At 44.5% G+C, this 26,407-nt stretch carries 26 protein-coding genes; 3 read left to right on the top strand and 23 right to left on the bottom strand.

Translation table 11 applies throughout. The features are described from left to right. Positions 1 to 49: 49 nt before the first annotated feature. The 4 genes from deoC to IGJ44_RS01125 form a co-directional block, all read right to left on the bottom strand. Positions 50 to 712 (bottom strand): deoxyribose-phosphate aldolase, encoded by a 663-nt coding sequence (gene deoC / locus IGJ44_RS01140; RefSeq protein WP_005226835.1) that lies wholly within the window; start codon positions 710 to 712, stop codon positions 50 to 52. A 13-nt stretch (positions 713 to 725) separates the two neighbouring features. Then, a complete protein-coding gene (locus IGJ44_RS01135; protein WP_005226834.1) occupies positions 726 to 2,027 on the bottom strand; it encodes a pyrimidine-nucleoside phosphorylase in 1,302 nt (433 codons plus the stop codon). Positions 2,028 to 2,150: 123 nt separating this feature from the next. Beyond that, positions 2,151 to 3,170 carry a LacI family DNA-binding transcriptional regulator gene (locus IGJ44_RS01130; RefSeq protein WP_074536657.1) on the bottom strand — a complete coding sequence of 340 codons (1,020 nt, stop codon included), beginning with the start codon at positions 3,168 to 3,170 and terminating at the stop codon, positions 2,151 to 2,153. Between the two features lie 249 nt (positions 3,171 to 3,419). Further along, positions 3,420 to 4,025, bottom strand: coding sequence for a class I SAM-dependent methyltransferase (locus IGJ44_RS01125; protein WP_074536656.1), 606 nt, complete (start codon positions 4,023 to 4,025; stop codon positions 3,420 to 3,422). Between the two features lie 337 nt (positions 4,026 to 4,362). On the opposite strand from IGJ44_RS01125, the gene coaA reads away from it, so the two are divergent. Further along, positions 4,363 to 5,286 carry a type I pantothenate kinase gene (coaA, locus tag IGJ44_RS01120; RefSeq protein WP_005226828.1) on the top strand — a complete coding sequence of 308 codons (924 nt, stop codon included), beginning with the start codon at positions 4,363 to 4,365 and terminating at the stop codon, positions 5,284 to 5,286. Between the two features lie 80 nt (positions 5,287 to 5,366). After that, positions 5,367 to 6,932, top strand: a complete 1,566-nt coding sequence (gene guaA / locus IGJ44_RS01115) for a glutamine-hydrolyzing GMP synthase (RefSeq protein ID WP_008376418.1) — start codon at positions 5,367 to 5,369, stop codon at positions 6,930 to 6,932. 265 nt (positions 6,933 to 7,197) lie between these two features. Here guaA and IGJ44_RS01110 read toward each other — a convergent pair whose 3' ends face one another. The 3 genes from IGJ44_RS01110 to IGJ44_RS01100 form a co-directional block, all read right to left on the bottom strand. Beyond that, positions 7,198 to 8,007, bottom strand: a complete 810-nt coding sequence (locus IGJ44_RS01110; RefSeq protein WP_005226799.1) for a PTS system mannose/fructose/sorbose family transporter subunit IID — start codon at positions 8,005 to 8,007, stop codon at positions 7,198 to 7,200. Then, a complete protein-coding gene (locus tag IGJ44_RS01105) occupies positions 7,991 to 8,779 on the bottom strand; it encodes a PTS mannose/fructose/sorbose/N-acetylgalactosamine transporter subunit IIC (protein WP_005226797.1) in 789 nt (262 codons plus the stop codon). Before IGJ44_RS01105 ends, IGJ44_RS01110 begins: the two co-directional genes overlap by 17 nt. A gap of 140 nt (positions 8,780 to 8,919) precedes the next feature. Further along, on the bottom strand, positions 8,920 to 9,882 hold the full coding sequence (locus IGJ44_RS01100; RefSeq protein ID WP_167826622.1) for a PTS mannose/fructose/sorbose transporter subunit IIAB: 963 nt from the start codon (positions 9,880 to 9,882) through the stop codon (positions 8,920 to 8,922). Positions 9,883 to 10,072: 190 nt separating this feature from the next. On the opposite strand from IGJ44_RS01100, the gene IGJ44_RS01095 reads away from it, so the two are divergent. Further along, complete coding sequence (locus IGJ44_RS01095; protein WP_010748602.1) at positions 10,073 to 10,780, top strand: GntR family transcriptional regulator; 708 nt, start codon at positions 10,073 to 10,075, stop codon at positions 10,778 to 10,780. A gap of 24 nt (positions 10,781 to 10,804) precedes the next feature. On the opposite strand, the gene IGJ44_RS01090 is transcribed toward IGJ44_RS01095, so the two are convergent. The 16 genes from IGJ44_RS01090 to IGJ44_RS01015 all read right to left on the bottom strand — a co-directional run bounded on the left by IGJ44_RS01090 (position 10,805) and on the right by IGJ44_RS01015 (position 26,397). After that, the gene (locus IGJ44_RS01090) at positions 10,805 to 12,580 is read right to left on the bottom strand and encodes a glycoside hydrolase family 35 protein (RefSeq protein ID WP_074536653.1); all 1,776 of its coding nucleotides are present in this window, start codon (positions 12,578 to 12,580) and stop codon (positions 10,805 to 10,807) included. 13 nt (positions 12,581 to 12,593) lie between these two features. Continuing rightward, complete coding sequence (locus IGJ44_RS01085) at positions 12,594 to 13,757, bottom strand: glycoside hydrolase family 88 protein (RefSeq protein WP_074536652.1); 1,164 nt, start codon at positions 13,755 to 13,757, stop codon at positions 12,594 to 12,596. A gap of 150 nt (positions 13,758 to 13,907) precedes the next feature. Beyond that, the gene (locus tag IGJ44_RS01080) at positions 13,908 to 14,735 is read right to left on the bottom strand and encodes a DUF7402 domain-containing protein (RefSeq protein ID WP_142965099.1); all 828 of its coding nucleotides are present in this window, start codon (positions 14,733 to 14,735) and stop codon (positions 13,908 to 13,910) included. Next, positions 14,710 to 16,476, bottom strand: a complete 1,767-nt coding sequence (locus IGJ44_RS01075; RefSeq protein ID WP_074536650.1) for a DUF2264 domain-containing protein — start codon at positions 16,474 to 16,476, stop codon at positions 14,710 to 14,712. The genes IGJ44_RS01080 and IGJ44_RS01075 overlap by 26 nt, the downstream gene beginning before the upstream one ends. A 417-nt stretch (positions 16,477 to 16,893) precedes the next feature. Beyond that, positions 16,894 to 17,889: a tagatose-bisphosphate aldolase gene (gene lacD, locus IGJ44_RS01070; protein ID WP_318248576.1), complete on the bottom strand. Its 996-nt coding sequence runs from the start codon at positions 17,887 to 17,889 to the stop codon at positions 16,894 to 16,896. Between the two features lie 185 nt (positions 17,890 to 18,074). Continuing rightward, positions 18,075 to 19,244 carry an SIS domain-containing protein gene (locus tag IGJ44_RS01065; RefSeq protein WP_074536648.1) on the bottom strand — a complete coding sequence of 390 codons (1,170 nt, stop codon included), beginning with the start codon at positions 19,242 to 19,244 and terminating at the stop codon, positions 18,075 to 18,077. Between the two features lie 179 nt (positions 19,245 to 19,423). Further along, positions 19,424 to 20,158 (bottom strand): GntR family transcriptional regulator, encoded by a 735-nt coding sequence (locus IGJ44_RS01060; RefSeq protein WP_005226773.1) that lies wholly within the window; start codon positions 20,156 to 20,158, stop codon positions 19,424 to 19,426. 214 nt (positions 20,159 to 20,372) lie between these two features. Next, the gene (locus IGJ44_RS01055; RefSeq protein ID WP_005226771.1) at positions 20,373 to 21,401 is read right to left on the bottom strand and encodes a PTS system mannose/fructose/sorbose family transporter subunit IID; all 1,029 of its coding nucleotides are present in this window, start codon (positions 21,399 to 21,401) and stop codon (positions 20,373 to 20,375) included. After that, positions 21,391 to 22,197 carry a PTS mannose/fructose/sorbose/N-acetylgalactosamine transporter subunit IIC gene (locus IGJ44_RS01050; protein ID WP_005226770.1) on the bottom strand — a complete coding sequence of 269 codons (807 nt, stop codon included), beginning with the start codon at positions 22,195 to 22,197 and terminating at the stop codon, positions 21,391 to 21,393. Before IGJ44_RS01050 ends, IGJ44_RS01055 begins: the two co-directional genes overlap by 11 nt. Positions 22,198 to 22,223: 26 nt before the next feature. After that, positions 22,224 to 22,706: a PTS N-acetylgalactosamine transporter subunit IIB gene (gene agaV / locus IGJ44_RS01045; RefSeq protein WP_005226769.1), complete on the bottom strand. Its 483-nt coding sequence runs from the start codon at positions 22,704 to 22,706 to the stop codon at positions 22,224 to 22,226. Positions 22,707 to 22,725: 19 nt separating this feature from the next. Then, entirely contained in the window at positions 22,726 to 23,001 is a 276-nt protein-coding gene (gene yajC / locus IGJ44_RS01040; protein WP_008376459.1) for a preprotein translocase subunit YajC, read from the bottom strand. 2 nt (positions 23,002 to 23,003) lie between these two features. Further along, positions 23,004 to 23,435: a PTS sugar transporter subunit IIA gene (locus tag IGJ44_RS01035; RefSeq protein ID WP_074536647.1), complete on the bottom strand. Its 432-nt coding sequence runs from the start codon at positions 23,433 to 23,435 to the stop codon at positions 23,004 to 23,006. A 458-nt stretch (positions 23,436 to 23,893) separates the two neighbouring features. Beyond that, the gene (locus tag IGJ44_RS01030) at positions 23,894 to 24,646 is read right to left on the bottom strand and encodes a DeoR/GlpR family DNA-binding transcription regulator (protein WP_430606562.1); all 753 of its coding nucleotides are present in this window, start codon (positions 24,644 to 24,646) and stop codon (positions 23,894 to 23,896) included. Positions 24,647 to 24,805: 159 nt separating this feature from the next. Next, positions 24,806 to 25,246, bottom strand: a complete 441-nt coding sequence (gene rpiB, locus IGJ44_RS01025; RefSeq protein WP_074536645.1) for a ribose 5-phosphate isomerase B — start codon at positions 25,244 to 25,246, stop codon at positions 24,806 to 24,808. Next, positions 25,243 to 25,905 (bottom strand): ribulose-phosphate 3-epimerase, encoded by a 663-nt coding sequence (locus IGJ44_RS01020; RefSeq protein WP_074536644.1) that lies wholly within the window; start codon positions 25,903 to 25,905, stop codon positions 25,243 to 25,245. The genes rpiB and IGJ44_RS01020 overlap by 4 nt, the downstream gene beginning before the upstream one ends. A 27-nt stretch (positions 25,906 to 25,932) precedes the next feature. After that, positions 25,933 to 26,397: a PTS sugar transporter subunit IIA gene (locus tag IGJ44_RS01015; protein ID WP_167826621.1), complete on the bottom strand. Its 465-nt coding sequence runs from the start codon at positions 26,395 to 26,397 to the stop codon at positions 25,933 to 25,935. Between the last annotated feature and the right edge of the window lie 10 nt (positions 26,398 to 26,407).

Genomic DNA, 26,407 nt, shown 5'->3' with positions numbered 1-26,407 from the left:
TCCCCGCTCTTGTTTTTATTTTTTGCTACTTTACTTAATAATGCTAAGCTTAGTAGCCAGCACCTGTTGAGCCAGTCACGATAGCAACACTTGCGCTTGTTCCTAAGCGATTTGCCCCCGCTTCGACCATAGCTGCAGCTTCTGCTTCGTTGTGGATACCACCAGAAGCTTTGACACCCATTTCTGGTCCTACTGTTTCACGCATCAAGCGAACATCTTCAACGACTGCCCCACCAGTTGAAAAGCCAGTTGAGGTTTTCACGAAATCTGCACCAGCTGCTTTGGCTAATTCACAGGCTTTGACGATTTCTTCGTTGTCTAATAACGCTGTTTCAATGATTACTTTGACAAGCGCTTTGTCTTTGGCTGCTTCAACGACTGCTTCGATGTCTGCTTGAACTTTTTTGTATTGTTTTGATTTCAAGGCACCTACGTTGATTACCATATCGACTTCATCTGCGCCGTTTTTGATCGCATCAGTTGTTTCATAAGCTTTGACCTCAGATGTGTTTGCCCCTAAAGGAAAACCGATCACGGTACAAACAGCCGTTGGTTCGCCTTGTAATTTTTCTGCTGCTAATGAAACCCACGTTGGATTGATGCAGACAGAATAGAAGTGATAGGTTTTTGCCTCTTCGATGATTCGTAAAACATCTTCCTCCGTTGCGTCTGCTTTCAAAATCGTGTGGTCGATCATGCGATTCAATTCCATTTTTATTCGCTCCTTATTCTGTAATAATGTCATGGATCAATGGCGGTTCTGCGCCATCTTCCCCAATTTCAATATTTTGGTCGATCAATGCTTTGACATCCTCGATTGCTTCGGTATTGCTATAGATCGTCAATAGCGATTCCCCTTTGCTTACGGATTCGCCAACTTTCTTATGCAATTTGATGCCCACGGCATGGTCGATGTCTTCGTCTTTGGTCTTACGACCTGCCCCTAACATCATCGCCGCGATCCCTAGCTCATTGGCAACTAATTTCGTCACCACACCGCTAGTTTTCGCTGGGACTTCCACTTCATATTTCGCTGTCAAAATCTTGCTCGGGTCATCGATCACTGTAGCGTCTCCGCCTTGGTCTGTGATCATCTGTCTGAATTTTTCCAACGCTTTGCCTGAATGCAGGGCTTCTTCCAACAGTTGGCGTGCTTCTTCCAATGAATCGGCTTTTTTCGCTAAAACGACCATTTGACTGCCCAGTGCATAGCACATTTCTTCCAAGTCTTTCGGTCCTTTTCCTTGCAGCGTCTCAATAGCTTCCACCACTTCCAAACTGTTGCCGATCGCTTCCCCTAAAGGTTGTGACATATCAGAAATGACTGCCATCGTTTGGCGATTTGCCAATTTTCCGATGCGGACCATCGTTTGGGCTAAGCGTTTGGCATCCTCCAAGTTTTTCATAAAGGCGCCATCGCCTGTGGTTACATCTAACACGATCGCATCGGCACCTGCCGCGATTTTTTTACTCATGATCGAGCTGGCGATCAATGGGATCGAACTAACCGTTGCCGTCACATCTCGTAAGGCATACAGTTTTTTGTCTGCAGGAGCTAAATCTCCTGATTGACCGATCACGGCCACTTTGCTTTCGTTGACTAATCGGATAAAGTCAGCTTCAGAAAGCTCGATTTTAAATCCAGGGATCGCTTCAAGCTTGTCTAACGTCCCACCGGTATAGCCTAAGCCGCGGCCAGACATTTTCGCAACCGGTACGCCAACACTAGCCACTAATGGCGCTAAGATCAATGTGGTCGTATCCCCGACACCGCCAGTCGAATGCTTATCGACTTTGATTCCTTCAATTGAAGATAGGTCGATCACTTCACCAGAATTTGCCATTGCTAGCGTTAAGTTCGTGATCTCTTCATCTGTCATATCTACATAAAAAATAGCCATCAACAAGGCACTCATTTGATAATCTGGAATACTTCCTTCAGTATACGCAGTTACAATGTAGTCAATTTCTTCCTTCGTCAATGACTTGCCGTCACGTTTCTTTTCAATTAAATCCACCATTCGCATCGAAATGACCCTCGCTTCCTTTAACATTATACAATAATTTTTCGTAGGGTAAACCACTTTAGTAAAACAGTTTACTAAATATCGCAAAACTATGAAAACACTTACAAGAAGAAATATACCGCATTATTTCTCGCTTGTCAATGTCTTCACGCTCTCACGAATAATTAATTTTGTATCAAAAATCTTATTTGGAATTCGCCGTGTCGGAAACTCAATGGCGTCCACTAAAAACTTCGCTGCGGTAAACCCGATCTCAAAAGTCGGCTGCATGACCGTGGTAAGCGGTGGTGTGATGTATTCCGATAATTTCAAGGCATCAAAGCCGATCACCGAGTAGTCTTCTGGTACTTTTTTGCCCGCCTCATAAATCGCTTGATAACAGCCGATCGCCATGGCATCGTTGCCACAGAAGAACGCTGTGATCTCTTTATACTTCAATAATTCCTTCGTTGCTTCGTACCCGCCGGTAACCGTTAATTCAGCATTTTCTACATATCGGCCTTTAAAAGGGATCTGATGATCCTTTAAGGCATGGCGATAGCCATTGAACCGTTCCTCTAATTGATAGTAGCCGGTGATTTCTTTGAGCATCGCAATGTTGCGGTGACCATTTTTGATCAAATAGCTAACAGCTTGGTAGGCGCCTTCGTATTCTTTCACGATCAAACGACCATTGTCCCGCTGATTGATCCCACGATCAACTAAAATAATTGGTCGGTCATCAAAGAACCCGCTCTTCAAAGAATAATCCTCTGGCAGCAAATGCGGCGTCGCTAACAAGATGCCATCTACCGAACGATGAGACAGTTCATTCAAATATTGAACCTCTTTTTCTTGGCTGTGGCGCGAATTGCATAACACTAACATGTAACCTAGTGGATTGAAATAACTTTCCGCCCCTTCAATGACTTTAGAGAAAAAGAAATCCGTCACATCAGGCACGATCATTCCGATCGTTTTTGAATGGCGGTTGATAAGATTCGAAGCAAAAAAATCCGGCTTATAGTGATATTTATTTACGATACCTAAGACCCTCTTTCGGGTTTCTTCACTAAAACGGCTGCCTTTATTGTTTAGGATCTGCGACACGGTCGTGACAGAGACGCCAGCCATTTCAGCAATCTGTTTAATCGTCAATTTCATCTGCTTCTCTCCTCTCTTGCCTAAAGTGTAGCAAATTTTTCTCAAAAAAAATAGCACACTTTCAACAAGTGTGCGACTTTCTTTTTCGTTGTTCAAAAATAGCCTGACGATACAGACAGCTCTTTTAGCGGAGCTGCGATTGCCCGAAAGGCTGATGACAACAGGCTTTTTGAGAAACCAACTGCCCAGTTGCCGCTAACCAGCGCTTGTCTTGGCGATGCCTTTGATCTATTGAGAATCAAAGAGCAGCTACGCTTCTTTTACGCTTTGAATGATGTAATAGCCTTTGTCTTTTTTGATGATTTCGGCATTGCCAAAGGTCTCTTGCATTTTCTTTTGAGCACTGGGCGCCCCTTGTTTCTTTTGGATCACGATCGTTAAAGTCCCGCCTGCTTTAAGCAAAGGAAACGCCCCCGTCAAAATCTCATGAACGACTTCTTTTCCTGCCCGAATCGGCGGATTGCTGAGGATCGCCGCATAAGCAGGTTGATTTAATTGGGCATAGACATTGGATTGATGGATATCTACCTGTTCAATGCCGTTACGCTGGGCATTGCCTTTTGCCAAATCCACTGCCCGCTGATTGATATCGATCATCTCGACAGGTCGTTGACTCGCATGAGCTAACGCTAAACCAACAGGTCCATAGCCGCAACCAACGTCCAGCAGACTTCCTTCTGGCAGCTCCCCCCACTCAAACGCATCGATCAGCACCCGCGAGCCGTAGTCCACCGTGTCACGGGAAAACACCCCGCTATCTGTCACAAAATGAAACTTCTTTCCTCTTAATTCAAACGACCACTGTTCAAAATCATGGGCCGTATCAGGATTTTCTGTATAGTAATGATTACTCATGTTTATGCTCCTTTCTTCTATTTCCTCTTCGCTTGTTTTTTCTACTGGCTTCTACTGGTTTTTTCCTTGTTTCTTCTATTAGAACGAGTGAACGTAGTGAAAACACCAGTAAAAAAGCCGTTCAAGATTTGCCTGCTGCTTCTTTCTAATCATACCGAAAAACAGCCAGAAGTAAACGCCCAGCAAAAAAAACAACGAAAAAACAGTTTTTTGTTGTTTCTGCAAAGGAAATCATGTCTTTTTTCCAAGTTCTGTGGGTTTCTATGGTAAAATACTTTCGAACAGTGGCCTATCGCTTCTAATAGAAACCGATGATGCCGCAAAAAAGGAGCCTACTATGCAAGAAACCATGAATTTTTATCAAATTCCTCGTGAGCAATGGCAAGGGTTTTATACGAATGGCATGATGCCTTTCACTCAAGAAGAATTGGATAATATCAAAAGTTTGAACGACCGGATCTCGGTCCAAGATGTGGAAGATGTTTATGTGCCTTTATGCCATCTGATCCATCTTTATATGAAAGAGTTTGAATCATTGACCCTCAGCAAGGGACTCTTTTTACACCGCTATGTTAAAATGCCGCCTTTTATCATCGGCATCGCTGGAAGTGTCGCCGTCGGCAAAAGCACCACCGCACGGCTCGTCCAAAATTTGTTGGCCCGTTTGTTTCCCCGTAGAACCGTCCAACTGATCACCACTGACGGCTTTTTGTACCCAAACGAAGTCTTGGAAGAACGCGGCAGCTTGAATCGCAAAGGATTTCCAGAAAGTTATGATATGGAAGCCTTGATCAACTTTTTGAATGCGGTCAAATCAGGAGAACCAGACATTCAGATCCCTGTCTACTCCCATGAAGTCTACAATATTATTCCTGATACGTATGAAACGATCAGTCAACCAGATATCTTGATCGTAGAAGGCATCAATACCCTACAACTGCCTGCCAACCAACAAATCTATATCAGCGACTTTTTTGATTTTTCAATTTTCGTGGATGCCCAACCAGCACTGATCGAAAAATGGTATTTGGAACGATTTGAATCATTACTAGACACGGCCTTTCAAGATCCCAGCAATTATTATTACCAATATGCGATCGGGGATCGCAAGGAAGCGATTAAAATGGCAAAAGAAGTATGGAAAAATGTGAATTTAAAGAATTTACACGAGTATATCTTGCCTACACGCAGCAGAGCCGATATAATTCTTCATAAAACAAAGCACCATTTGATTGATGAAGTGTTCTTGCGCAAGTATTGACCGCTTCATTTTTATGATTATGCTGTTGAAAAGGCCCAGCCTTTTTTCAATAAAAACTAAAAGAATTGAGGTAATTTATTGTGACAAACGTTGACACTCTGCCAAACGTCGAAAAAATTATCGTACTTGATTACGGTAGTCAGTACAACCAGCTGATTACACGCCGTATTCGTGAGTTCGGTGTTTTCTCAGAATTATTGAGCCACCGCATTACCGCTGAAGAAGTAAAAGCGATGAACCCAAAAGGGATCATCTTATCTGGCGGACCAAACAGCGTCTACGACGAGAACTCTTTCGGCATCGACGAGAAAATTTTTGAGTTAGGCATCCCAGTTTTAGGGATCTGTTACGGCATGCAGTTGATTACTTATAAATTAGGCGGAAAAGTTGAACCTGCCAAAAACCGTGAATACGGCAAAGCAGAATTGGAAGTCACTTCTGATGCAGCGGCCCTTTTCCAAAACACGCCCGCAACCCAAACCGTGTGGATGAGCCACGGAGACTTGGTCACTCAAGCACCTGCAGGCTTTGATGTCGTGGCAACGAGCAAAGATTGCCCGATCGCTTCTATCCAAGATGCCGAGCGCAAAATGTACGGCATCCAATTCCACGCAGAAGTTCGCCATTCAGAATACGGCAACGACTTATTGCGTCACTTTGCCATTGACGTTTGTCAATGTACAGGTGATTGGACAATGGACAACTTCATCGATATGGAAATCGCAAAAATCCGCGAACAAGTGGGCGACAAAAAAGTCTTGCTTGGTCTTTCAGGCGGGGTCGATTCTTCTGTCGTTGGTGTTCTTTTACAAAAAGCGATCGGCGATCAACTGACTTGTATTTTTGTTGACCACGGCCTCTTGCGTAAAGGTGAAGCCGAGCAAGTAATGGAAAGCTTAGGCGGCAAATTCGGCTTGAACATCATCAAAGTTGATGCCAAAGAACGTTTCCTATCAAAACTTGCGGGGGTTTCTGATCCTGAAGAAAAACGCAAGATCATCGGAAATGAATTCGTGTACGTCTTCGATGATGAAGCAACCAAACTAGCTGGCGAAGAAGGCGTTTCTTTCCTTGCCCAAGGAACCCTTTATACCGACGTCATCGAATCAGGGACCGAGACTGCTCAAACCATCAAATCACACCACAATGTGGGTGGTTTACCTGAAGACATGCAATTCAAATTGATCGAACCATTGAACACCTTGTTCAAAGACGAAGTCCGTGAATTAGGGACTCAACTTGGTATGCCAGACAGCATCGTATGGCGCCAACCATTCCCTGGACCAGGTCTAGGCATTCGTGTCCTTGGCGAATTAACAGAAGAAAAACTAACGATCGTCCGCGACTCGGACGCCATCTTGCGGGAAGAAATCGCAAATGCCGGCTTAGACCGCGACATTTGGCAATACTTCACCGTCTTACCAGGCATCCGCTCCGTCGGTGTCATGGGTGATGGCCGGACCTACGATTATACCGTCGGCATCCGTGCAGTCACTTCAATCGATGGCATGACCGCTGACTTTGCCCGCATCCCATGGGAAGTCCTACAAAAAATCAGCGTCCGCATCGTCAACGAAGTCGCACACGTCAATCGGATCGTGTACGATATTACGAGCAAACCACCTGCTACTGTGGAGTGGGAATAATCTTCAAAAAGACAGAAACCCTCTGTATCAAGGGTTTCTGTCTTGTTTTATTTTGATTCTGTTCAACAGATAATCAATACACATCAAAATATTAGTAGACGAGCAAAAAGGGAATGACAATTTTATTTTTTTCTATGTTTCCAATTGAATTAAATTCTTTACGAGTAAAAACGTACAAATTATTTTATAAAAAAAGAGTGCGGAAAAATATTCCACACTCTTTTTCTATTTACATATTCTTATCTATCAGTTATTACTGCTAATCCTAACCCAAAATACCAAACGCACTCAAAACGATCGATAAGATCAAGATGATCCAAATTACTCGAGTGGAATTTAGTTTCTTTTGGCCTAACATCCAGTAGGTCAGCAAGACGAGCAAGATAGGTACAAGGGATGGCAAGATGGCATCCAACGTGTCTTGGATCACTAATTCGACACCGTCTTTTTTATAGACAAAAGGAACAGTTGCTTTGACCACAGAGGGAATCAAGGCACCAATCACTGTAACCCCTAAAACGGTTGCGGCATTGGTGAAGGCAGATAATTTGTCTTTCAAGGTCGTCACTAATTTGACCCCTTGTTTGTAACCTAGAGGTAGCAACGCTGCCCGACCGAAAAGTAACGCGATGTTGGCGATGATCCAGATGACACAGCCAACGACGGAACCATTTTGCGCCAATGTGCCGGCAACAGAGCCAAAGATTGTTCCCCAAATCACGTGGAACAAGGAGTCACCGACACCGGCTAAGGAACCCATCAAGGCCGTTTTCAAGGCGATGATCGTTTCTTTGGCTTTGTGTCCGTCTTGTTCTTCAATCGCGACATCGATCCCCATGATCAAGTTCCCAAAGATCGCATTGGTATTGAAAAATTGATTGTGGGTCCGCAGCATATCTTGCAGCTGGGTTTCATCGTGGCCATAGAATTTTTTCAAGACGGGCAGGATGCCGTAAAGGTAGCCTGAACTCATCATTCGCTCATAGTTCCAGTTTAATTGGCTTGCCAAAATATAGCGCCAGCTAATGGTATTCAACTCTTTTTTTGTCAGTTTTTGATCACTCATCGCCATCATATCCTCCTTCAAAATCTCCAGCAGCTGCCGTTGCAACGGTGCCTTTTTCGCTATCTCGTTTAAAGACTAACATTGCTGCTACGAGCCCAATGATGGAAACGCCGAGCATTGGCACTTGCAGATACGCAGCTAAAAAGAAGCCTAATAACAAATAAGGAATATAGTGCTTTGTTGGCAAGTAGCGCAATAAGATCGCTACCCCGACGACTGGCAAGACGCCACCAGCGGTTTTTAGTCCAGTCATCAGCCATTCTGGCGTGTTATCGGTAATCGTCGTAACGACTGCATCTCCAGCTAAAAGCATCAATAAAATCGGAATCGCCCGTGACAATCCCCATAAGAAAGAACCCGATAAAACTAACCGTGGGATTCGTTTGACTTGCATGTTGTCGATGGCTCTATCGATTCGGTGTAGTAGAAATACGTTACAAAAACGAGCCACGACGTCCAGTTGCAGCATCAGTAAGGACACTGGAACTGCTAAGCCAATGCCGTATTCCGCGCCGTTTCCTGAGATCACGGCAAACGCCGTTCCCAGTACTGCGCCGGTAAAATAATCTGGGACGGATGCACCACCAAATGCGGCGATCCCTAAACGCATCAACTGCAAGGTACCGCCGACCATCAAACCGGTCTTCAAGTCCCCCATGATCATTCCAGAAATCATTCCGGCGATCGCTGGTTGGGTCAACGTATTGGAAATAAGTGAATCATTAATAGCAATAAAAGCATAAACAGTAATAAGAATGATTTGATACGCTGCTAAATGCATGAATTTTCCTCCTAATTGTATGAACGAGTCTTAACTGGCTGGTTATCGATCGTTGTGTCGCCTCAGATAAATCGTGAAAAACACTCGTTTTTCGACAAATCTTCTGCTACATATTCTCCTCGATCGAAGCGCTGCCCGATTTATCCTCGTAATTTCTTCATAAAGTCGATCGATGGTTCATTGGGTACAAGCTGTGCCGTGACGGTGATTCCTTTTGCGGCGATCGCTTCAAAGATCGGCTCTTCTTCTGGCAGCACTTGAATGCTTTTGGTCACTTCCCGTGCGCCTTCTTTGTAGCTCATGTTGCCGACGTTGATCGCTTTGATCGGTCCATCTGCTTCAATATAACGCAAAACATCTTGGGGATTTTTGAAAAGTAAAAACAACCGTTGCTTGCCGTAACGACCAGCGCGAATATTCTTGGCTGCAGTTGCCACTGGAAGGACGGAAAGTCGCATCGAAGTTGGCGCTGCCATTCGTAAAGAAGATTTTTGTAATGGGTCTGCGGCGGCTTCATCATTGGCCACGATGATCCGTTGCGTGTTTAAACTGGTGGACCAGATACCAGCAACTTGTCCATGGATCAAGCGCTCATCGATCCGACTATTGACAATATTTTCTTGTCCAGCATACGCACTGTAATCCCCTAGTTCCTCTTGCTTTTCTTCTAAAATTTCTTGTTCTGCCTGGTTCATCCCTGCTTTGACATCAACGATGTTTTCTTTGGCTAAGCAAAGCAGCTCGTTGATCGTCGCTCGTTGATTGACGACTGCCTCGATCACTACGGACAATGTCATTCCAGCGAAAATCGCCACTTCGTCATCCTCTAAATAATTCTTGACTGCAACGTTGCACGGGGTTCCTCCTAATAGATCCGCAATAATCAATGTTGAACCGTTAAGGGCTTTCATTTTCTCGTTCAAATCTTTTTCAAACTGCAGATTGTCACTATCTGGTCGTAATGAAACGGTGTGAACGTTTGCTTGCTGGCCTACGATCATCTCCAGACTGCTTTTGACCCCTTCTGCCATGCCTCCATGACTGATCAATACAATGTTTTCCACTAATTTCCCTCCTACTCCGTAGGTCGCCCTACTTAACATGTTATGTTCCTTGTAAGCATACTATACCACATGGCAAGCCATCCGTAAACCTAATATCTTAACATATTGAATTTTATTTTTTAGGCCTGTACAGACTGGAAAACAACATATTTTCTACAATAATTAAGTGGCAGGAAAGGATTTAACATGTTATGCTTGATGTATTCATATGGAATGGAGGGAAACCACTGTGTTGCCAAAGTATGAGCAGATCAAGCAAGATCTTTTACAAGAAATCAAAGACCATAAATTCATTCCCGGCGATAAGTTTTATTCAGAGGCGGATATCAAGCGAAGGTATTCTGTTAGTTCGATCACGGCAGTCAAAGCATTGAATGAATTGACGAGTGCTGGCTATCTGTATCGCATCCAAGGCAAAGGGACCTTTGTTTCAAAAGCAAAAGTATCTCAAAGTGTGAAGTTTTCCGACATCGAGCTGCATTCACTGGACCAAGAAAAGGTCAAGGTCCTTGCGGTGGAAGAAGGAAATGACCCCGAGATTTTGAAAGAATTAGGGTTGGCTGCCAGTGCTTCCTACTACCGAATCAAACGAGTCCGCTATTTTGGCGATGTTCCTTTCTTGGTTCACATCACTCATCTTCCGAAGAAACTGATGAAAGAACCGATCGCCAAAAACCTCAACCGGTATGCCAGTGTTTATGAGCGGGTCCGGAAAGACTTTGCGATCGACCTTTTCTCATTGGCTTCTGTTGAGACCAATGAAATCGTCTTTCCTGATGATGCTGAATTGTTGAACTTATTGCAACTGAGCTTCCGAGAGCCTGCGGTCAAACAAGTCAAGCACTCCTATTTAGCAGATGGAAGTGTCGCTGAATACATCGTCAGCTACAAGCATTGGAAATATTTCAAAACAAAAATAGAAGTAGAGCCCGCGTAAATTTGGGTCTCTACTTCTATCTTTTTATTCCACGACAGGTTGATCACAGAAAACGAGCTCCTTGATCTCCACGCCATCGGTTTCAAATACTACGACTTCGTTGCTGCCTTTTTTCAAAAATTCTTTCGGACAGTATAAGGAATGCACGGGGCCACGTTGCCAATAGCGACCAAGATTGATACCGTTGACGATAACGACGCCTTTGCCATACCCACGGCAATCGATGAACGTATCTCCTACCTCTGTCAGCGTGAAGGTCGTTTGATAAAAGGAGGGGTGTGTCGGATTTTTTCCTGCTTGATAATCGATGGCTTGTAGCTGCTCTGCGGAAAGCGTCAATGGGTAATGACGATAGCCTTGGTGGAAATGAATGTCTTGCATGATGCCCCCACGGATACCTTTGGCTTGTGTAGGCCCATTCAATTTAAACCCGTAATTCACGCGCCCTAGGTTTTCTACTAAGACATCTAGCTCGATGGTTTCTTTATCTGGTGTCCCTTGGATCAACAGCTCCTCACCTAGCGTTTCTTGGTATTGGATCGCCTGTAATTGGCCGTCGGTAAAAATATGCAACCGATCGCTAGCTTCTACCACTTTTAATTTGTTTTCTCGATGATAGTTTTTTAACTGAACCGAATAGAGCAAATAGCCGTAGCCTGTGCTGGCAGTTTCCATTGTTAGTGGATACATATTTTCTTGCGGTATCATCAGCTGGTCTTTGATGGCCAATAACGAGACACTGTTTTCGATGGGAAAGGTTCCTAATGCGGCTAATTGCTTGGTCCGTGGGTTGGCTTGCCACACTTCGGGACAGGCTTCTTTTATGGCTTTTTGTACCTGATAGTATTTGTCGGTAGGTTCTCCTGCTTCTGTCAGTAAAGCATCGTAATCATAGCTGGACACTTGTGGTAGATCCAGCGCCCCCCGAGCGGAACAGCCATTGTAAAAGCCAAAGTTCGTGCCTCCATGGAACATGTAAAGATTCAAGGAACCGACTGCTAACATCTCTTTGACTTCATTGGCTAAGTCTTGACCGTCTCGCTTGATGATCGGCTCGTCCCAGCGGTTGAACCAGCCATCCCAATATTCCATGCACATGATGGGCCAATTTTTGCCATGTTTTGCCATAAACTCTTTCATCACAGCCGCATTTTCTTTGGAGCGACTGCCGAAATTGCCTGTGACAAAGACGTCGTCTTCAATCAATGTCCCAGCGTCCAAGACTTCTTCCCATGCCCCATCTGAAGTAAACAAGGGTACATCGATGCCGTATTCTTCCATCAACTCCTTGGTCTGGCGCAAATACGCTTTTTCCATGCCATAAGAGCCGTACTCATTTTCCACCTGCATCATGATCACTGGTCCCCCATGGGTGATCTGCAACGGCACAAGCTTTGGCAGCAAGACCTGGAAATAGTTACGCACCTTTGCCATGAAGCGTGGGTCGGTTGAGCGCAACCGCATCGGTTCGTTTAACAGCCAAGCTGGCAGCCCGCCAAATTCCCATTCAGCACAAATGTAGACGGAAGGCCGCAAAATGACCATCAAGCCTAGCGCTTGGGCTTGCTTTACAAAAGCACAAATGTCTTTCATTCCTTCAAAGTCGTAGACTCCTTCACGAGGTTCGTGGAGATTCCAAGGAATGTAGGTCTCAACTGTGTTGGCTCCCAGTGCTTTTAGATTGTAGAGGCTATCTGTCCATTGCGCCGGTGTCATACGGAAATAATGGATCGCTCCGCTGATCAATTTGATTGGTTTTCCATCTAACAAGAAATCTTCTTTTATCTCAAACGTTCGCATGTCGTCTTCCCCTTTACCAGTATCTTTGCCAATTAGGCAATGCCAATCGGATCAATGCTTCTAAATAGAAATAATCACCCCAAAGATTGGGTTCATCGATGCCTTTGCCTTTCGCATGAGCATACACACCATGCAGCAATAAGCCCTCATTTTCTGGCACTTGGCTCGCTGCATACTGCTCGCCTAATTGGTAAAGCATCCCTTTAGCGATTTTTTGGGCATCAGGATATGCCTCCATTTTCTCTGCTTCCAACAAGCCACAAGCCGCGATCGCTAAAGCTGAGCTGTCTTTTTCAGCAGGATGTTGGTCGTTAAAATCAAAGTCCCAATACGGCACGAGATCTGCGGGTAAATGAGCCAAAAACACCTCCACGATCTGCGGATAATTTTCTGGAAAAGGCTGGCTATGCAAGTAGCTTTCATTCAAAGGAAGCCCTAAAATCGCCCAGCTTTGCCCTCGTGCCCAAATCGATTGGTCGCTGTTTCCTTGATGCGTCGCACCGTGACTTGGCTGCCCCGTCTCTGGATCGAAATAGTACGTATGAAAGGTGGTGGCGTCAACTTTGATGACAGTCTTTCGGACTGTCTGATAATGCTTACTCGCGGCCTCTGCATAGCGAGTCTCTCCCGATAATTGGGTTGCTGCAAATAAAAGCGGCAAGTTCAGTAGCGAATCAATAATCAAGCGGTATTCTTGTGGGTCGCCATAAGTGCCCCAAGCTTGAATAAATTCCCCCTTTTCTTGAAAACGTGCCAACAAAACATCTGCTGCTTGAATGACTTCTTGCTTGCAGTGTTCATCGCCAGTGATCTTGTAGCCCGCACCGGCAGATAAGCTATATAAAAATCCAATATCATGATGATCTAATACAAAATGGTCGTCTAAGCGCGTTTGAAAACTGTCGATATTCTCCATTGCTCGAGTCAAAAAGTTCTTCTCTTTGGTCCACTCATAGGCGAGCCACAACATCCCCGTCCAAAAGCCATTGGTCCAATCATCGTTGCCTTTCAGCCGATATTTGCCATTGGTGGCACAGGCTGAAGGAAACTGTGTGCCAAAGCGCTGACTATTTTTTTCGATCTGTTGGATGCACGCGGTGATTTTATCCGCTAACCACACATCGGTCACTTTTTCTCCTAACAGGATCAAGCGTTGTTTGTTCTCTTGCAGACGCATGTTTCCCCTCCTCTTAACTTGTTAACATATTAACTTAAATCATTATAACGTAAACGAACAAAAAAAGCGACCTTCCTTCATTGATTCCTAAAAAAAGAGCATGACAGCTGCCCACAAATGCAGACCTGTCATGCTCTTGTCCTCTTTTTTTTAACAGTTCCAACCAAATACTTCGATTTGTGTAAGAGCTGGAAATGGGGAATCATCCTCTGCTTTTTGCAGCTCTTTATAGGTTAGCTTAGTCGTTTCTTTTTTCGGAAAACGAACTTCTTGAAAAGACGCCGTATTTGTCGTTTCCACCACCAGCTCTTCTCCATCAGCAAAGACCAAGGTCCCTTTGGTCCAATAGCTATCATGGGGATAATCTGCCCGTAATAGAAAACGAACCCGATCGATCAAGACGGGACGACCAAAATCAATGGTCAATGCAGCATCGGCTTGCTGATTGATGCCCCAAGAAGCAAACGGATACGACCCGTGGGATCGGTTGCCATATTTTCCATCGATCGCATTCTTGGCAAAAAAGACGGAATCATCTCGCGTCTCCACATTCGCTGAAGCATGAGGATACGCCCCTGTCGCTGACTTTTGATCATGGGCATTGAAAGATAAATTTTGATAATTCGTGATCTCAAACGCATGGGCTTTACGCACCATCAGGTGATGGCGCTGCGAGGCAAAGGCCGTTTCCACCGAGGACTTTCGATGAGATTCCGTCCAAGGGATCTGATATTCCCAAGTGGATTGGGAAAGATAGATCAGTGATGGCGCTAAGGTTTCATCAAGCTGAAGGACATAATACGGATTTTCCCCCGTCACCTCAACGACGATCTTATCCCCTTCCTCATAGGGATAGTTTTTAATGGCTAATACGGCCAAATCATCACCAGAAACTTGAAACGGCGCGGGTTCTTTTTCATGGTCGATGCGACCGACGATCACCTGGTCCTGCTTATTTTTTATTGCTAGCGTAATCATTTGGATCGCTCCTTTCTTTTTCTACGATACCACCGACTAAACAAATCAAACGGTGCTTCCCTGGTGGAATATGTTGTGCTAAGTATGGAAAACTAGTTCTTGGAAAAAAGACGGAGGTATTGGCTTCTGGCTGAACAATACTGGCTTGTTGATAGCCTTCGATGTTGATGATTTGAGAACAAAAGCCTCCTTCACTGACTCGACTCCAGGTCGGTCCTGTTTGGGCCTGAGGCAACCGTCCAGTCAGCGGTACACTAAACCCGCCCTCACGGAGGTCCAACGAAATCGTCGTCGTCAACTCGTGCACGCGCACATGCCACTGACCAAAGGGATAAATCTCAGTTTCAATCACTACCTCTTCAAAGGGTGCCCATTGGTAAAAGACCCCTTTTTCCGTCACTCGATAATCCCTGACTGCGCCCTTCGTGCGAAAATAGCTGCCATCTCGAGCAATAGCTAATGTGCTATCGAAGGCGCCTTCGGCATACGTGACGCCAGCTTTCGGCACACTGAAACCAAGTTTGCTCGAATAGACGAATTTGCTGTATTTTGATTGAGCATGGGCTTGCTGTTCAAGCATCAAGCCTGCAGGATACCCCAACAGATGATGGCTTTTTTCGTTGTGCACCAGCAACATATTGCCTTTTTCAATCCGTTTTTGCGGCTCTCTTTTGATTGGCTCAGGTTCAGCCCGCCAAAAAGGATGCGTTTCTGCGACCGCTAAAAGCAAAAAGGTCTTCAGCCCCCAATAAGGCGAGCCTGGTGCATTGTACCCTTCTGCCATCACATGATTTTCATAGTGGTACCCGATAGACAAGCGACCATCGAAAGTGAAAATTTCTTGTGCCATCCAATTGCGCAAGTGCTTCGCCAGTAGTCCTCGCACCTGTCCCCATGGGATCGCTTCGACATCTGCAAAAACCAGTGCCGAGAAAAACGCCCCTTGTGCAAACCGATAAGTCAAGCTGCGGCCATAGGGCAAGGCTTCGCCGTCTTCATCAAAATAATAGACGAAGTCTTGCGCAAATAATGTGGCTCGCTCTTTAAAACGCTGCGCCCATTCTGGGTCTTCGTCTTGCATAAATGTAGCGTAAATCAAGCCATAATAATGAAACGCGAAAGGAATGTAGTAATCTCGCTGCGTCGTTTTCCCGTCTACGTACCAACCATCGCCAACGTACATGGAATCGATCAATGCCAACTCTTGGGACAATTCTTCTTTTGCCAACGGTTCCCCACAGTGAAACAAGGCAACGCGTATCAACACTTTGAAGAATGTCCAGTTGTTCTTAGGAATCTTGCACTCAAGTGCTGGGGAAAGCCAAGCCACTAGCTTTCGCTGGTTCTTCTGCGGCAACGCTGTCCAAAAAGCGTCCTTTTGCAACAATAGGGTCAATGACAATGCGGCTGCTTCCACGATGTATTGATCATAATCCGTGATCCTTCCCCAGTAAAACGCGTGTTCAGGATCTGTCCCTGCTATCACTTTTTCTACGTAAGCTGCTCGTAACGGATCATCTGGGCAACCTCTCCAATAAGGCGCGAGCCCCCACAAAGGACGCACAAGCGCTTCCATCTCAGCCCGTGTTCGGTCATACACGGCCCCACTGCTACCTAGATTCAATCCTGGATAGTCATCTGCCAAGATCGCTGCTTGCAAAGGAGCGATCATGTCTTCCAATGCCCGCTGATAATCCAGACGCGTCAAAAACGGATTCTCTTTGATTGCCATTTGCTTCATATGCCATCTCCTTCTGTCAATTTACAGAACAGAATAGCAAGCCACGGCTTTTTTATCAAGCGATCTTCTACTGGCAATACTGCTGAAAAATGAGAAAAGATTTCGAGGGATTTTTGACTTAACCTGTTAACAAATCTTTTAGGATTGATTTTCTTCCCTTCTTTTTCTTTTAACTAGCAAAGTTAACTTAGTCTATATGAAAAAATTATGATAAATCATCCATAGTGCTCTGACTTTTTTTCATAATTTTTTGCTAACCCTTTTTTGTCTAGATGAGGGCAGCGTCCGTTATACTATCAACCTTTTTTCACTAGAAAAAGACACCCTAGAGCCTTAAGTCAGAAGCCTACCACTTCTTCTCAAAAGCCCTTAAGATGTCTGATTACTGGCCATTTCTCTTGTCAAACAGCGAAAAAACTATTCTTCGACCGTGACTTTGTCCCACCAAGAAGTGGCGGTCTTTTGGATCACTTCATTCAAGTCTTCGATGTGCTGTTTTCCAGTACTTGCTAGCCATTCTTTGGCTGCTTCTGTTCCTTGTTTTACAAAGGGTTCAACACCATCTTTCCACGTTGCCCGGCCGCACAAGACGCCATTGAAGGTGGAGCCAGCTTCTTTGGCAAAAACCAGCGTTTCTTGGAATAAGCTGGCTGATACGCCTGCACTGAGAAAAATAAACGGCAGATGCGTCGCGTCGCTTTGCGCTTTGAAATACGCGGCAGCTTCTTCCTTGGTATACACGGCTTCTTCCTTAGCAAAACCTGCCACATAATTCATGTTGACTGGTACTTCCACTTTTAACACATCGACTTTGTACTGCGGTTTTGAAAATTCCTTCATCAATCCAATGACTTTTTCTGGTTTGCGTTGCGCATATGCTTTTGAGTCGACTTCAGGCAGCTTAGCATCATAGGAAAGGACTTCTAAAAAGAAGGGCAGATCAGCCGCTTGGCATTCACTGCCGAGTCGTTCCACAAAGACATGTTTCAACTGATTGATCTGGGCATCTTCATCTACATCATAGTAAAGCAAAAATTTGATGGCATCTGCGCCAGCTGCTTTTAATCGCTCAACCGACCATTCCCCTAATAAATCAGGCAAACGTCCCGGCGTAGTCGCATCATAGCCGGTTTTTTCATACGCCAGCAAAAGCCCCGCCTCTGGATCACGGCTTTGCGCAGCTGCCAACCCATATTCTGGATCTAATAAAATAGAAGACGCGTAAGGGGTCAATTCTTGTGAGACTAGCGTTTTAAACTGGCTGATTTTCTCTGCATCAGCCTCCACGCCAAGTGCTGCCATCATTTTTTTCAAGGCACCTCGTTGGTCGATCGCTAAAGCTGCGATCACTCCTTCTTTCGTTGACAGGCGATCCATCGCTGCTTTTTTGGCTTTCGTTACGGTTGCTTTCATTAAAATTCCTCCTTTTTTGTCCATGCCAAAGAATCAACCGCTTTCACTTTTTTCAGCGTTGGCGAAACGGTTGTCAGCACGTATAAAAATGTCTATTGATGAAGCCGTTCGACTGATTGACCACCGCACGTATCGACTTCGTACACGAAAAGATACGTGCTCGTGGTGGGCTTTCTCAGTCATCGTTAGTTGTTATACGGATGAATCGTCACGCCTTTGACCACCCGATTGACGGTACGCGTTGGCGAAGGTGTGTCGGGTGTATTCCCGACTTTGATCGATGCCAGCAGTGCGATCGTTTGTGCAAAGACAATGTCTGCTAAGGCAAGATAACCGTCTGGCAATGATGTGTCATCTGGAAAGAAAAAGTTTGTTCCTGAGAAATTCACAGCTGTCGGCTGTCCGATAGCAGTCACTGCGGCGGCGATGCCGTCGCTCTTTAATTCTTCCAACATATCAAGATCATACTGCCGCGTATAGGACGTATTGCTGACAAAGACAAAGACGAGGGTTTGATCATCTACGAATGATTTCGGTCCATGACGGAAGCCCATCGAAGAATCGAACACGGTGGCGATTTTTCCCGCAGTCAGTTCCAATACTTTTAGCTGTGCTTCCCTGGTCAACCCCGACAACGTGCCTGACCCAAGGTAAACGATCCGCTTAAAGGAACGGTCCGTCAGTACTTGGAGTTCTGTTTCTCTGTCGATCACTTCTTGCCCCAACCGGCTAAGGGTTTCAACATAATGCCTCTTTTCTGTCAGAGGCGTCTGGTCAAAAATCAGCAGTGCGGAAAGAGCCATGCAAGAAAAACTTCCCGTCATTGCAAAGCCAGCATCATTTGACCTCTCAGGCATCAATAACAGATAGCTCGTTTCATCAGCGGCAGCTTGTTGTGCCAAAGACCCGTCGGCTGCACAAGTGATCGTCAAATGATAGCTATCGGCAACGAATTGATCGACGATTTTGACCGCTGCTAAACTTTCTGGTGAATTGCCGCTTCTAGCAAAAGAAACGAGCAGTGTTGGTTCATCCGCAAATAAAACTTGTTCTGGAGCTGCGACAATATCCGTCGTAGCAATACTTTCAAAAAGATAATCCGCAGTTGCGCCGGTCTTATTCAAGTAAGGAACGATCGTATCTCCAACATATTGCGACGTCCCCGCTCCCGTGAAGACCACCCGAATGCGTTTATCCGTCTTTTGCTTGATGGTACGTAAGAAAGTCGCGATCGCCTCTTGCTTTTCTTGATAGATCGTCAAGGTTTCTTGCCAAAGTTCTGGCTGTTGTTTGATTTCTCTTGTTGTAATCTCCGCACCTAATTCTGCTAATTCCTTTGTTGACAGTTGAAACATCTTTCTTCCTCCTAGCTACTGTTTTTCCAGTATGTATTCCCAGTGACGGTGCGAGGAGCGCTTGTCTTGGATGAATGCTTAGCGATCACCCAAAGGGCAAACTTCCTCGACCTCACTGGTTTTTAATACACGCCTTTTCTTTGCTCGAGTGGATCATTTCAGACTGTCTAGGAAATGCGCTACTCGTCGTTACGCAAGTGGCGGACTTTGTATCTAAATTGGTCTGCTCGGGCAACACTCAAGGTGTATTCGATCACTTCATTTTCAATATTGAACGTGCTGCGTACCAGGTTCAACACCGGCGCACCTTCGTGGATTTTTAGCAATGCCGCATCTTTTGCACTGGCAATGCTGGCAAAAAATTCTTCGTCCGCGAGGCGGATCACTTGATGAAAATCTTCATGGAAGATATCGTACAATGGTTTTTGCTCGATCATCTCACTCGTTAAATGCATGAAGCGTTTGACCGGCAGATAAGAACGCTCGATCATCATCGGCTGGCCATCAGCAAGACGCAATCGTTTTAACTTGTAGATCGGCTCGCCGATGGAAACTTGCAACTGAGTGGCAAAATATTTTGTCGCTTCCATTTTTTTGAATGCCAATACTCTAGTTTCCGGTTGTTTCCCCAGTGCTTTCATCTGTTCGGTAAAACTATACGAACCTGATAAATTGGTTGCCTGCTTGCGGATATCCGAGACAAAGGTGCCTTTGCCATGTTGGCGATAAATATAGCCTAATTTTTCTAACTCCTGTAGAGCCAAGCGAACGGTGGTCCGACTTAATCCGTAGCGCTTTGACAGCTCTCTTTCTGAGGGAAGCATTGTGTCTGCTTCCATTTCATTTTCGATTTTTTCAATCAGTAAATTTAACAATTGATCGTATAATGGTTGTCGATTTTTATTGATATTCATAAGCCCCTCCAAACTGGTTACTACCACATAACGAGTGTACTATTTCCCGATAGGCGTGTCAAACAATCGTCTACAGGGGCTCTGTTTCCTGAATTTACGTCTTTTCACGCAGGAAAATGAACCAATTGCCAGCACGAGCTAAGCTGAAAAGTCAGCTGTTGCTTGCTTAGCAAAACTCCTCCTACGTGTTGCGTCGTTTCTTCTGCTAGCTTGCTTATTGCGGCCAAATGGATGGATACAGGCCAAAGCCAGAACCGATCAAGCCGATCACTAGCAGCAAAGCGATACATTTCAACGGCGTCCAGCCGCGTTTTGATAAGAAGAAATACAGCATCAATGTGATGGTCAATGGAATCACTTGCGGCAAGATCCCATCGAGGATTTTTTGAATATCGATCGTCACAGGCACTTCGTTGACTTTGTTAAACGTCAATTCATATTTGCCGTTAGCCAGTTCATTGACCGCAGCATTTTCTTGCAATGTGTCGGTCAATTGACCATTCTCATCCGTGGTATACAGCATGTCTTCGTAAGCGGCAATGGCTGCTTGATCATCCACGATCGTCGTCGCTTGCGTCACTTCATTGGTAGTGCCGTTAGGGATCTGAATATCCAAAGACGTCGCTCCATACACGCAGGTCAAGGAACCGACAACAAAAATCCCTAAAATACTCGCTGCTCGGGTAAACTCTTTGGCATTTTCCGTTAAGATGCCAATTGCATCTGTCCCTAAACGATAGGACCAGTGCATCAAGAAGTACCGCAAACCAAATTGGGCCGCATTGAATACTAGTAAGAATATAAACGGTGCAGCGATATTGCCGCTGATCGCCATATTGGCTGTGATACCCGCCGTGATTGGTACCAAGGTAAACCAGAACAACGCATCACCGATCCCGCCTAACGGTCCCATCGCGGCGACTCGCACTGCCCGAATCATGGGAATATCGGCTTTGTTTTGTTCCATCGATAAAATGATCCCCATCACAAAGTTCACCAAAAATGGATGAGTATTGAAAAACTCTAAGTTATGGCTCATTGAAGCAGCCAAATCCTTTTCATTTTTATGGATCTTTTTCAATCCCGGTAAAATACTGAATAACCAGCCTCCTGCTTGCATTCGCTCATAGTTGAAAGAGGCTTGTAGAAATAAGGAACGCCAGACCATATTGTTCAAGGTCTTTTTATCCAGTTGTTCTGCGGGCGCTTGTTCGCTATAAGAATCGGGAATATTATATGCCATCTTCATCGCCTCCGAAATCATAGGTATTGGCTGCTGCTACTTTAAATTTGGACTGGATTTGATAATCCCAAAAGGCTAATGCGAAGCCGATAAAGGCTAGAATGATCAAGGCGGGTCCTTGCAAGGAAGGTGCCGCCATCACGATCGTGGCTAAACCAAACCCCATAAAGAAGAAGCCCCACATTTCTTTGGAAACCATCACTTTTAGTAAAATCGCAAAACCGACATACCGCATCATGCCCCCAGCTGCGCCGAGCCCACCCATCAACCATTGAGGGATCGCTGCGACCGCCTGATTCCCGAAGGCAGCACCGCCGATAAAGAATAAGACCACGATCAAGCCGAAGATCGTTCCAAGACCCGCCATCGCTAAATAATTGATTCGATCAATGCCCTTCGTATTGGCATCATGGGCGTAGCTGTCGGCTTTTGACATCACTGGCGACATTAGTGAGAAGATAATCGTCACCCCATATTGCCCCAGCAAAGAAAACGGAATCGCCGTAGCAACCGCTACTGTGGGTTCCAGCTGCAGCGTGATTGCTAAGATTGCTGCCATAATTCCGCCAATCACCGCATTTGGCGGTTGCGCGCCGCCCACTGGCATATTGCCGATCGTCATTAACTGATACGTTCCGCCAACGATCAAGCCGGTTTGAAGATCTCCAAGAATAAGTCCGATAACCATCCCAGTAACAATGGGTTGGTACAATGATTCTAAAAAACTAAATTGATCGATCGCGGCAATGAATGTGACTATGAAGACTAAAATGATTTGAAAAATCGTGTAATCCATTTTCTTTCTCCTTCCTTACCTCTGCATTACTGAAATAATTTCTTTTCATCTTCAACAGGTGTCGTTGGAACCCGCTGGATCACTAATTGCACCCCCATTTCCTTCAGTTTTTTAAAGGCATCGACATCTGCTTCATCGACGGCAACTGTCGTAGCAACCTGTCTTTTCCCTTCTGACATATGCATATTCCCAATGTTCAGTTTCTTGATCGGCACCCCACCTTCAGCTAATTTCAACGCATCTTGCGGATTTTCAACCACCATGAAAATCTTTTGTTTTGGCGATGCTTTATGAATGATCTCGATGGTTTTTTGAAGCGAGAAATACCTCGTTTGGACGCCAGCTGGCGCCGCCATATCCATCAACCCTTGTCTGACTTTGTCTTTGGCGACCTTATCATTTGCCACTAAAATTAGATTTGCCCCCAACGTACCGTTCCATTGGGTGGCAACTTGCCCATGAATCAACCGATTGTCGATTCGCGTCAATAAAATATTTGGTTCTCCCATAAATATTTCCTCCTTTTATTTACTGCATGATTTCTGCAACCGCACTACGTTCTACTTCGATCACCGTTCCCGATTTCACCCTTAGATCCACTGTCTCTTTCCCAAGTGCTTGAATCTCCCCAATAATGCCGCCGTATAATTTGATTTTCTGCCCCTTTTTCAAGGACTGCTGCAATTCAGCGAAATAGCCTTTTTGCTTTTTCAGATGTTTCCCATTCAAGAAAGACGAGACCGCCAAAAAGAGAAAGAGAAAAACAAGTACCACGATTGAGGCTGCTAAGATCATTTCCCACATCGTTAAATCCCTTCTTCCTCATTGATTTCCTCATGGCCTTTGATCTTTCCGTGAAAAATACCGGTCTTGCCAATCTCTGCCAGCTCTTGGCAAAAACGCTCTGGATCAGCTGCTGTATATCTAGTCAACGAACCTTCCACTAGCATCAGCAGATTGCTACCGCCGATGACCTCGACTTGCGGGTCCTCATTGGCAGCGGTCATCGCAACATTAAAAGGGGTCCCGCCCACAAGGTCTGCACAAATCACGACCCCATCACAGGTTTCCTTTAATTGATCGATTGCTCCTTGCAACTCTTTTTCAAAGTCAGCTAACGGATTTTCCTCTAAAAACGGCACTGTTAGAAACTGTTCTTGCGGCCCTGCAATCATCGCAAGCGCATTTTCCATCCCTTGCGCAAATCCTCCATGACCTGTTAAAACCAAACCAAGCATCTTATGTCCTCCCCTTACTCTCAACTGGTAGTAACCACATATCCAATATAAACGCTTTCATTTTGTCTGTCAACAAAATTTTTGTTTTTATATAAAAATGTCTTTGTTATCTTTAAATACGAAAAATAGCGCCAAAACAATGATTTTAAAACAACAAACCACTTGATAAAGGTATTGAAATTCATCAATAGTACGATAACAACGTTATTTTTAACTAATAAATCCACTGATTTTTGCGCCCTGGTATCTAAAGAACCATGAGTCACTCCACCATTCACCGATACAACAATCAACGTTGTTAAATAAAGGAACTATCAACAAATTTGCTGCCTTAATAAAAAAACCAGTTAGGTATAATCCCTAACTGGTTTTGATCATCGCCAAACTCATTTTCCATTATGCGTTTTATTAAATTGTATTTCCAACATTACCAATACCACTCAGATGCCATCCTGTTTTTAATTCGGATAGATGATTTGCGTCAGTTCTCCAATCTTATCGTTATAAGCATCAGAAATAATGACAACGTCTTCTGTACTAAAAGCTTTTACCGCGGCGATTTGTCCATATTTCGAGCTGTCACACAATAAATAGGCGGTTTTGGCATTATTTAGAATTTCACGCTTTTTGTTCGCCTCTACCAAGTTGGGGGTGCTTACACCTTTTTCAGCATCAATACCATTAGCACCTAAAAAAGCCGTTTGAAAGTTAAACGTTTGTAAATTTGCATCCGTCAATGGACCATTCAAGGATGAAATAACGGGATTGTATCGGCCACCAAGAAGTAAAATCTCGGCAGGAGTTTCTTGTTGAATTGTAAAGACACTCGTATTGGTAGTAATAATCGTGATTTTTTTATTAATGATTTTATGCAGTAACGCTGTACAAGTCGAACCAGAATCTAGGTAGATCACATCGCCATCGTGAACCAACTCAGCAGCCAAAGTAGCGATCGCTTCTTTCTCTTGGGAATACAAAGCAGCCTTAGCTGCAATCGGCATTTCGGAAGCCGTTGAACAAATCTTCACTGCGCCACCAGCCAACAATTCAACCCTTCCTGATTTTTCTAATTCTTTTAAATCCCGCCTCAATGTTGAGATAGAAACAGTAGGCAAAATGCTTTGCAATTGCTCTATTTTTAACAGTTCATCTTGAGCCAAAGCTTCTAAAATTCTTTCTTGTCTTTCATATGGAATCATAGCAACCTCCATTAATTGGTCAACTTCACTTTTTTTCAAATTATACCATACTTTTTCTCTTGTCATGAGCAAGGACTTTCATTGTTCGTCAATTTGATCTCGATTATAAAATAAATTTCTCATTAACAAAAAAAGACGAGGATTCGCTAATGCGAATCCTCTAACCTTTGATCATTCTACTTCTAACTGACCAATCATTCCTACCCGTTTTTGGTGACGACCACCTTCAAACTCAGCAGCCAGCCATTCCTTAGTAATCATTTTCGCTAGTTCGATGCCCACGACGCGCGAACCAAACGCCAGTACGTTGGTATTGTTATGCTCTCTTGAGAGCTTAGCACTATAGGGTTCGCTGCACACCACGGCTCGGATGCCCTTGATTTTGTTGGCAGCAATTGAGATACCAACCCCTGTGCCACAAATCAAGATTCCCAAATCACACTTTTGGGTTACCACCGCTTCTGCAACAGCCGCCGCATAATTGGGATAGTCAACGCGTTTAGCACTTTGTGTCCCAAAATCTTGTACCGTGTGCCCCAACGACTCCAAATAAGTAATGATATCAGTTTTTAATTCAAACCCAACATGATCACAACCGATTGCTAGTTTCATGCTTGATCCTCCTCTTTAAATATTGAAATCAGTTCTTGATACGATTCCTCTTTTCCAAAAAGAGCGGAGGTCCCTAAAACAAACCCATCAACGTCTAAGGCGCTTAAGCGAGTCATTACGGCAGGCGAAATCGCTCCATCTGCCATCAATTGGTAGGAATAACGTTCCTTAACTGCAGCAAGCTGCTTTATTTTCCCTTCCACGTGTGTCAAATATGCTTGACCTGAAAAACCGGGATCAACAGTCATTACCATCACGTAATCGATCAATGGCAGCAGTTCTTCGATCATTGCTACACTTGTTCCAGGATTGATGGCGATTCCGGCTTGTTTTCCCTTTTGCTTGATTTTGTTGATAGTTCTTGTAGGATGGCGATCTGCTTCAGGATGAAAATAAATGATATCTACACCCATATCCGCAAATTTCTCTACATGCGCTCCCGGATCTTCAATCATCAAGTGGACATCAACTAAGGTTTCTGACCATTTGCAAATAGCTTCGATATCTTGAAGTCCCATACCAAAATTTGGAACAAATCGTCCGTCCATAACATCAAGATGAAAAATATCGATTTTCGCCGCTTGTAAAGCGGCAACCTCGTCCTTTAGCATTGAAAAATCAGCACACATCATAGATGGACACAAGATTTTTTTCTTCAAAACACTACCTCCTGTCAGCAAATGCTCTCACTCATTAATAACGCCAATCGCTTGTCCACAACGCCCTTGCTTCTCTGTCATCACTAAGGTTCGCTGTGCGGAATTAGTGAAAACAACGATTACATCCGTTTCTTTGCCCTGTGATGCCAAAAACGGAAAATCAACGTTTGCCAGCACACTCTCGGCAGTAACTTTGTCACCTTCAGAAACTTTGGTATCGAACCCTGCGCCATTTAGCTCCACAGTATCGATCCCAATATGGACTAGAACTTCTAAGCCATTTTTGGCTTTTAACGAAATCGCATGTTTTGTAGGAAACACAGAGACCACTGTTCCTTCAATCGGTGCTGTAACAAGATCATCTGTTGGTACCACAGCAAACCCATCGCCTAATAGTTTGGTTGAAAACATCTCGTCCTTCACTTGTTCAATACTTTTCACCACACCCTTAGCTGGTGCATAAATAACATTTTTCTTCTTAAATAGACCCATATTCCCCCTG

The organism is Enterococcus sp. DIV1368d, assembly GCF_050542975.1.
Lineage (GTDB): Bacteria > Bacillota > Bacilli > Lactobacillales > Enterococcaceae > Enterococcus_D > Enterococcus_D casseliflavus.
This window is presented reverse-complemented; position numbering and strand designations above follow the sequence as displayed.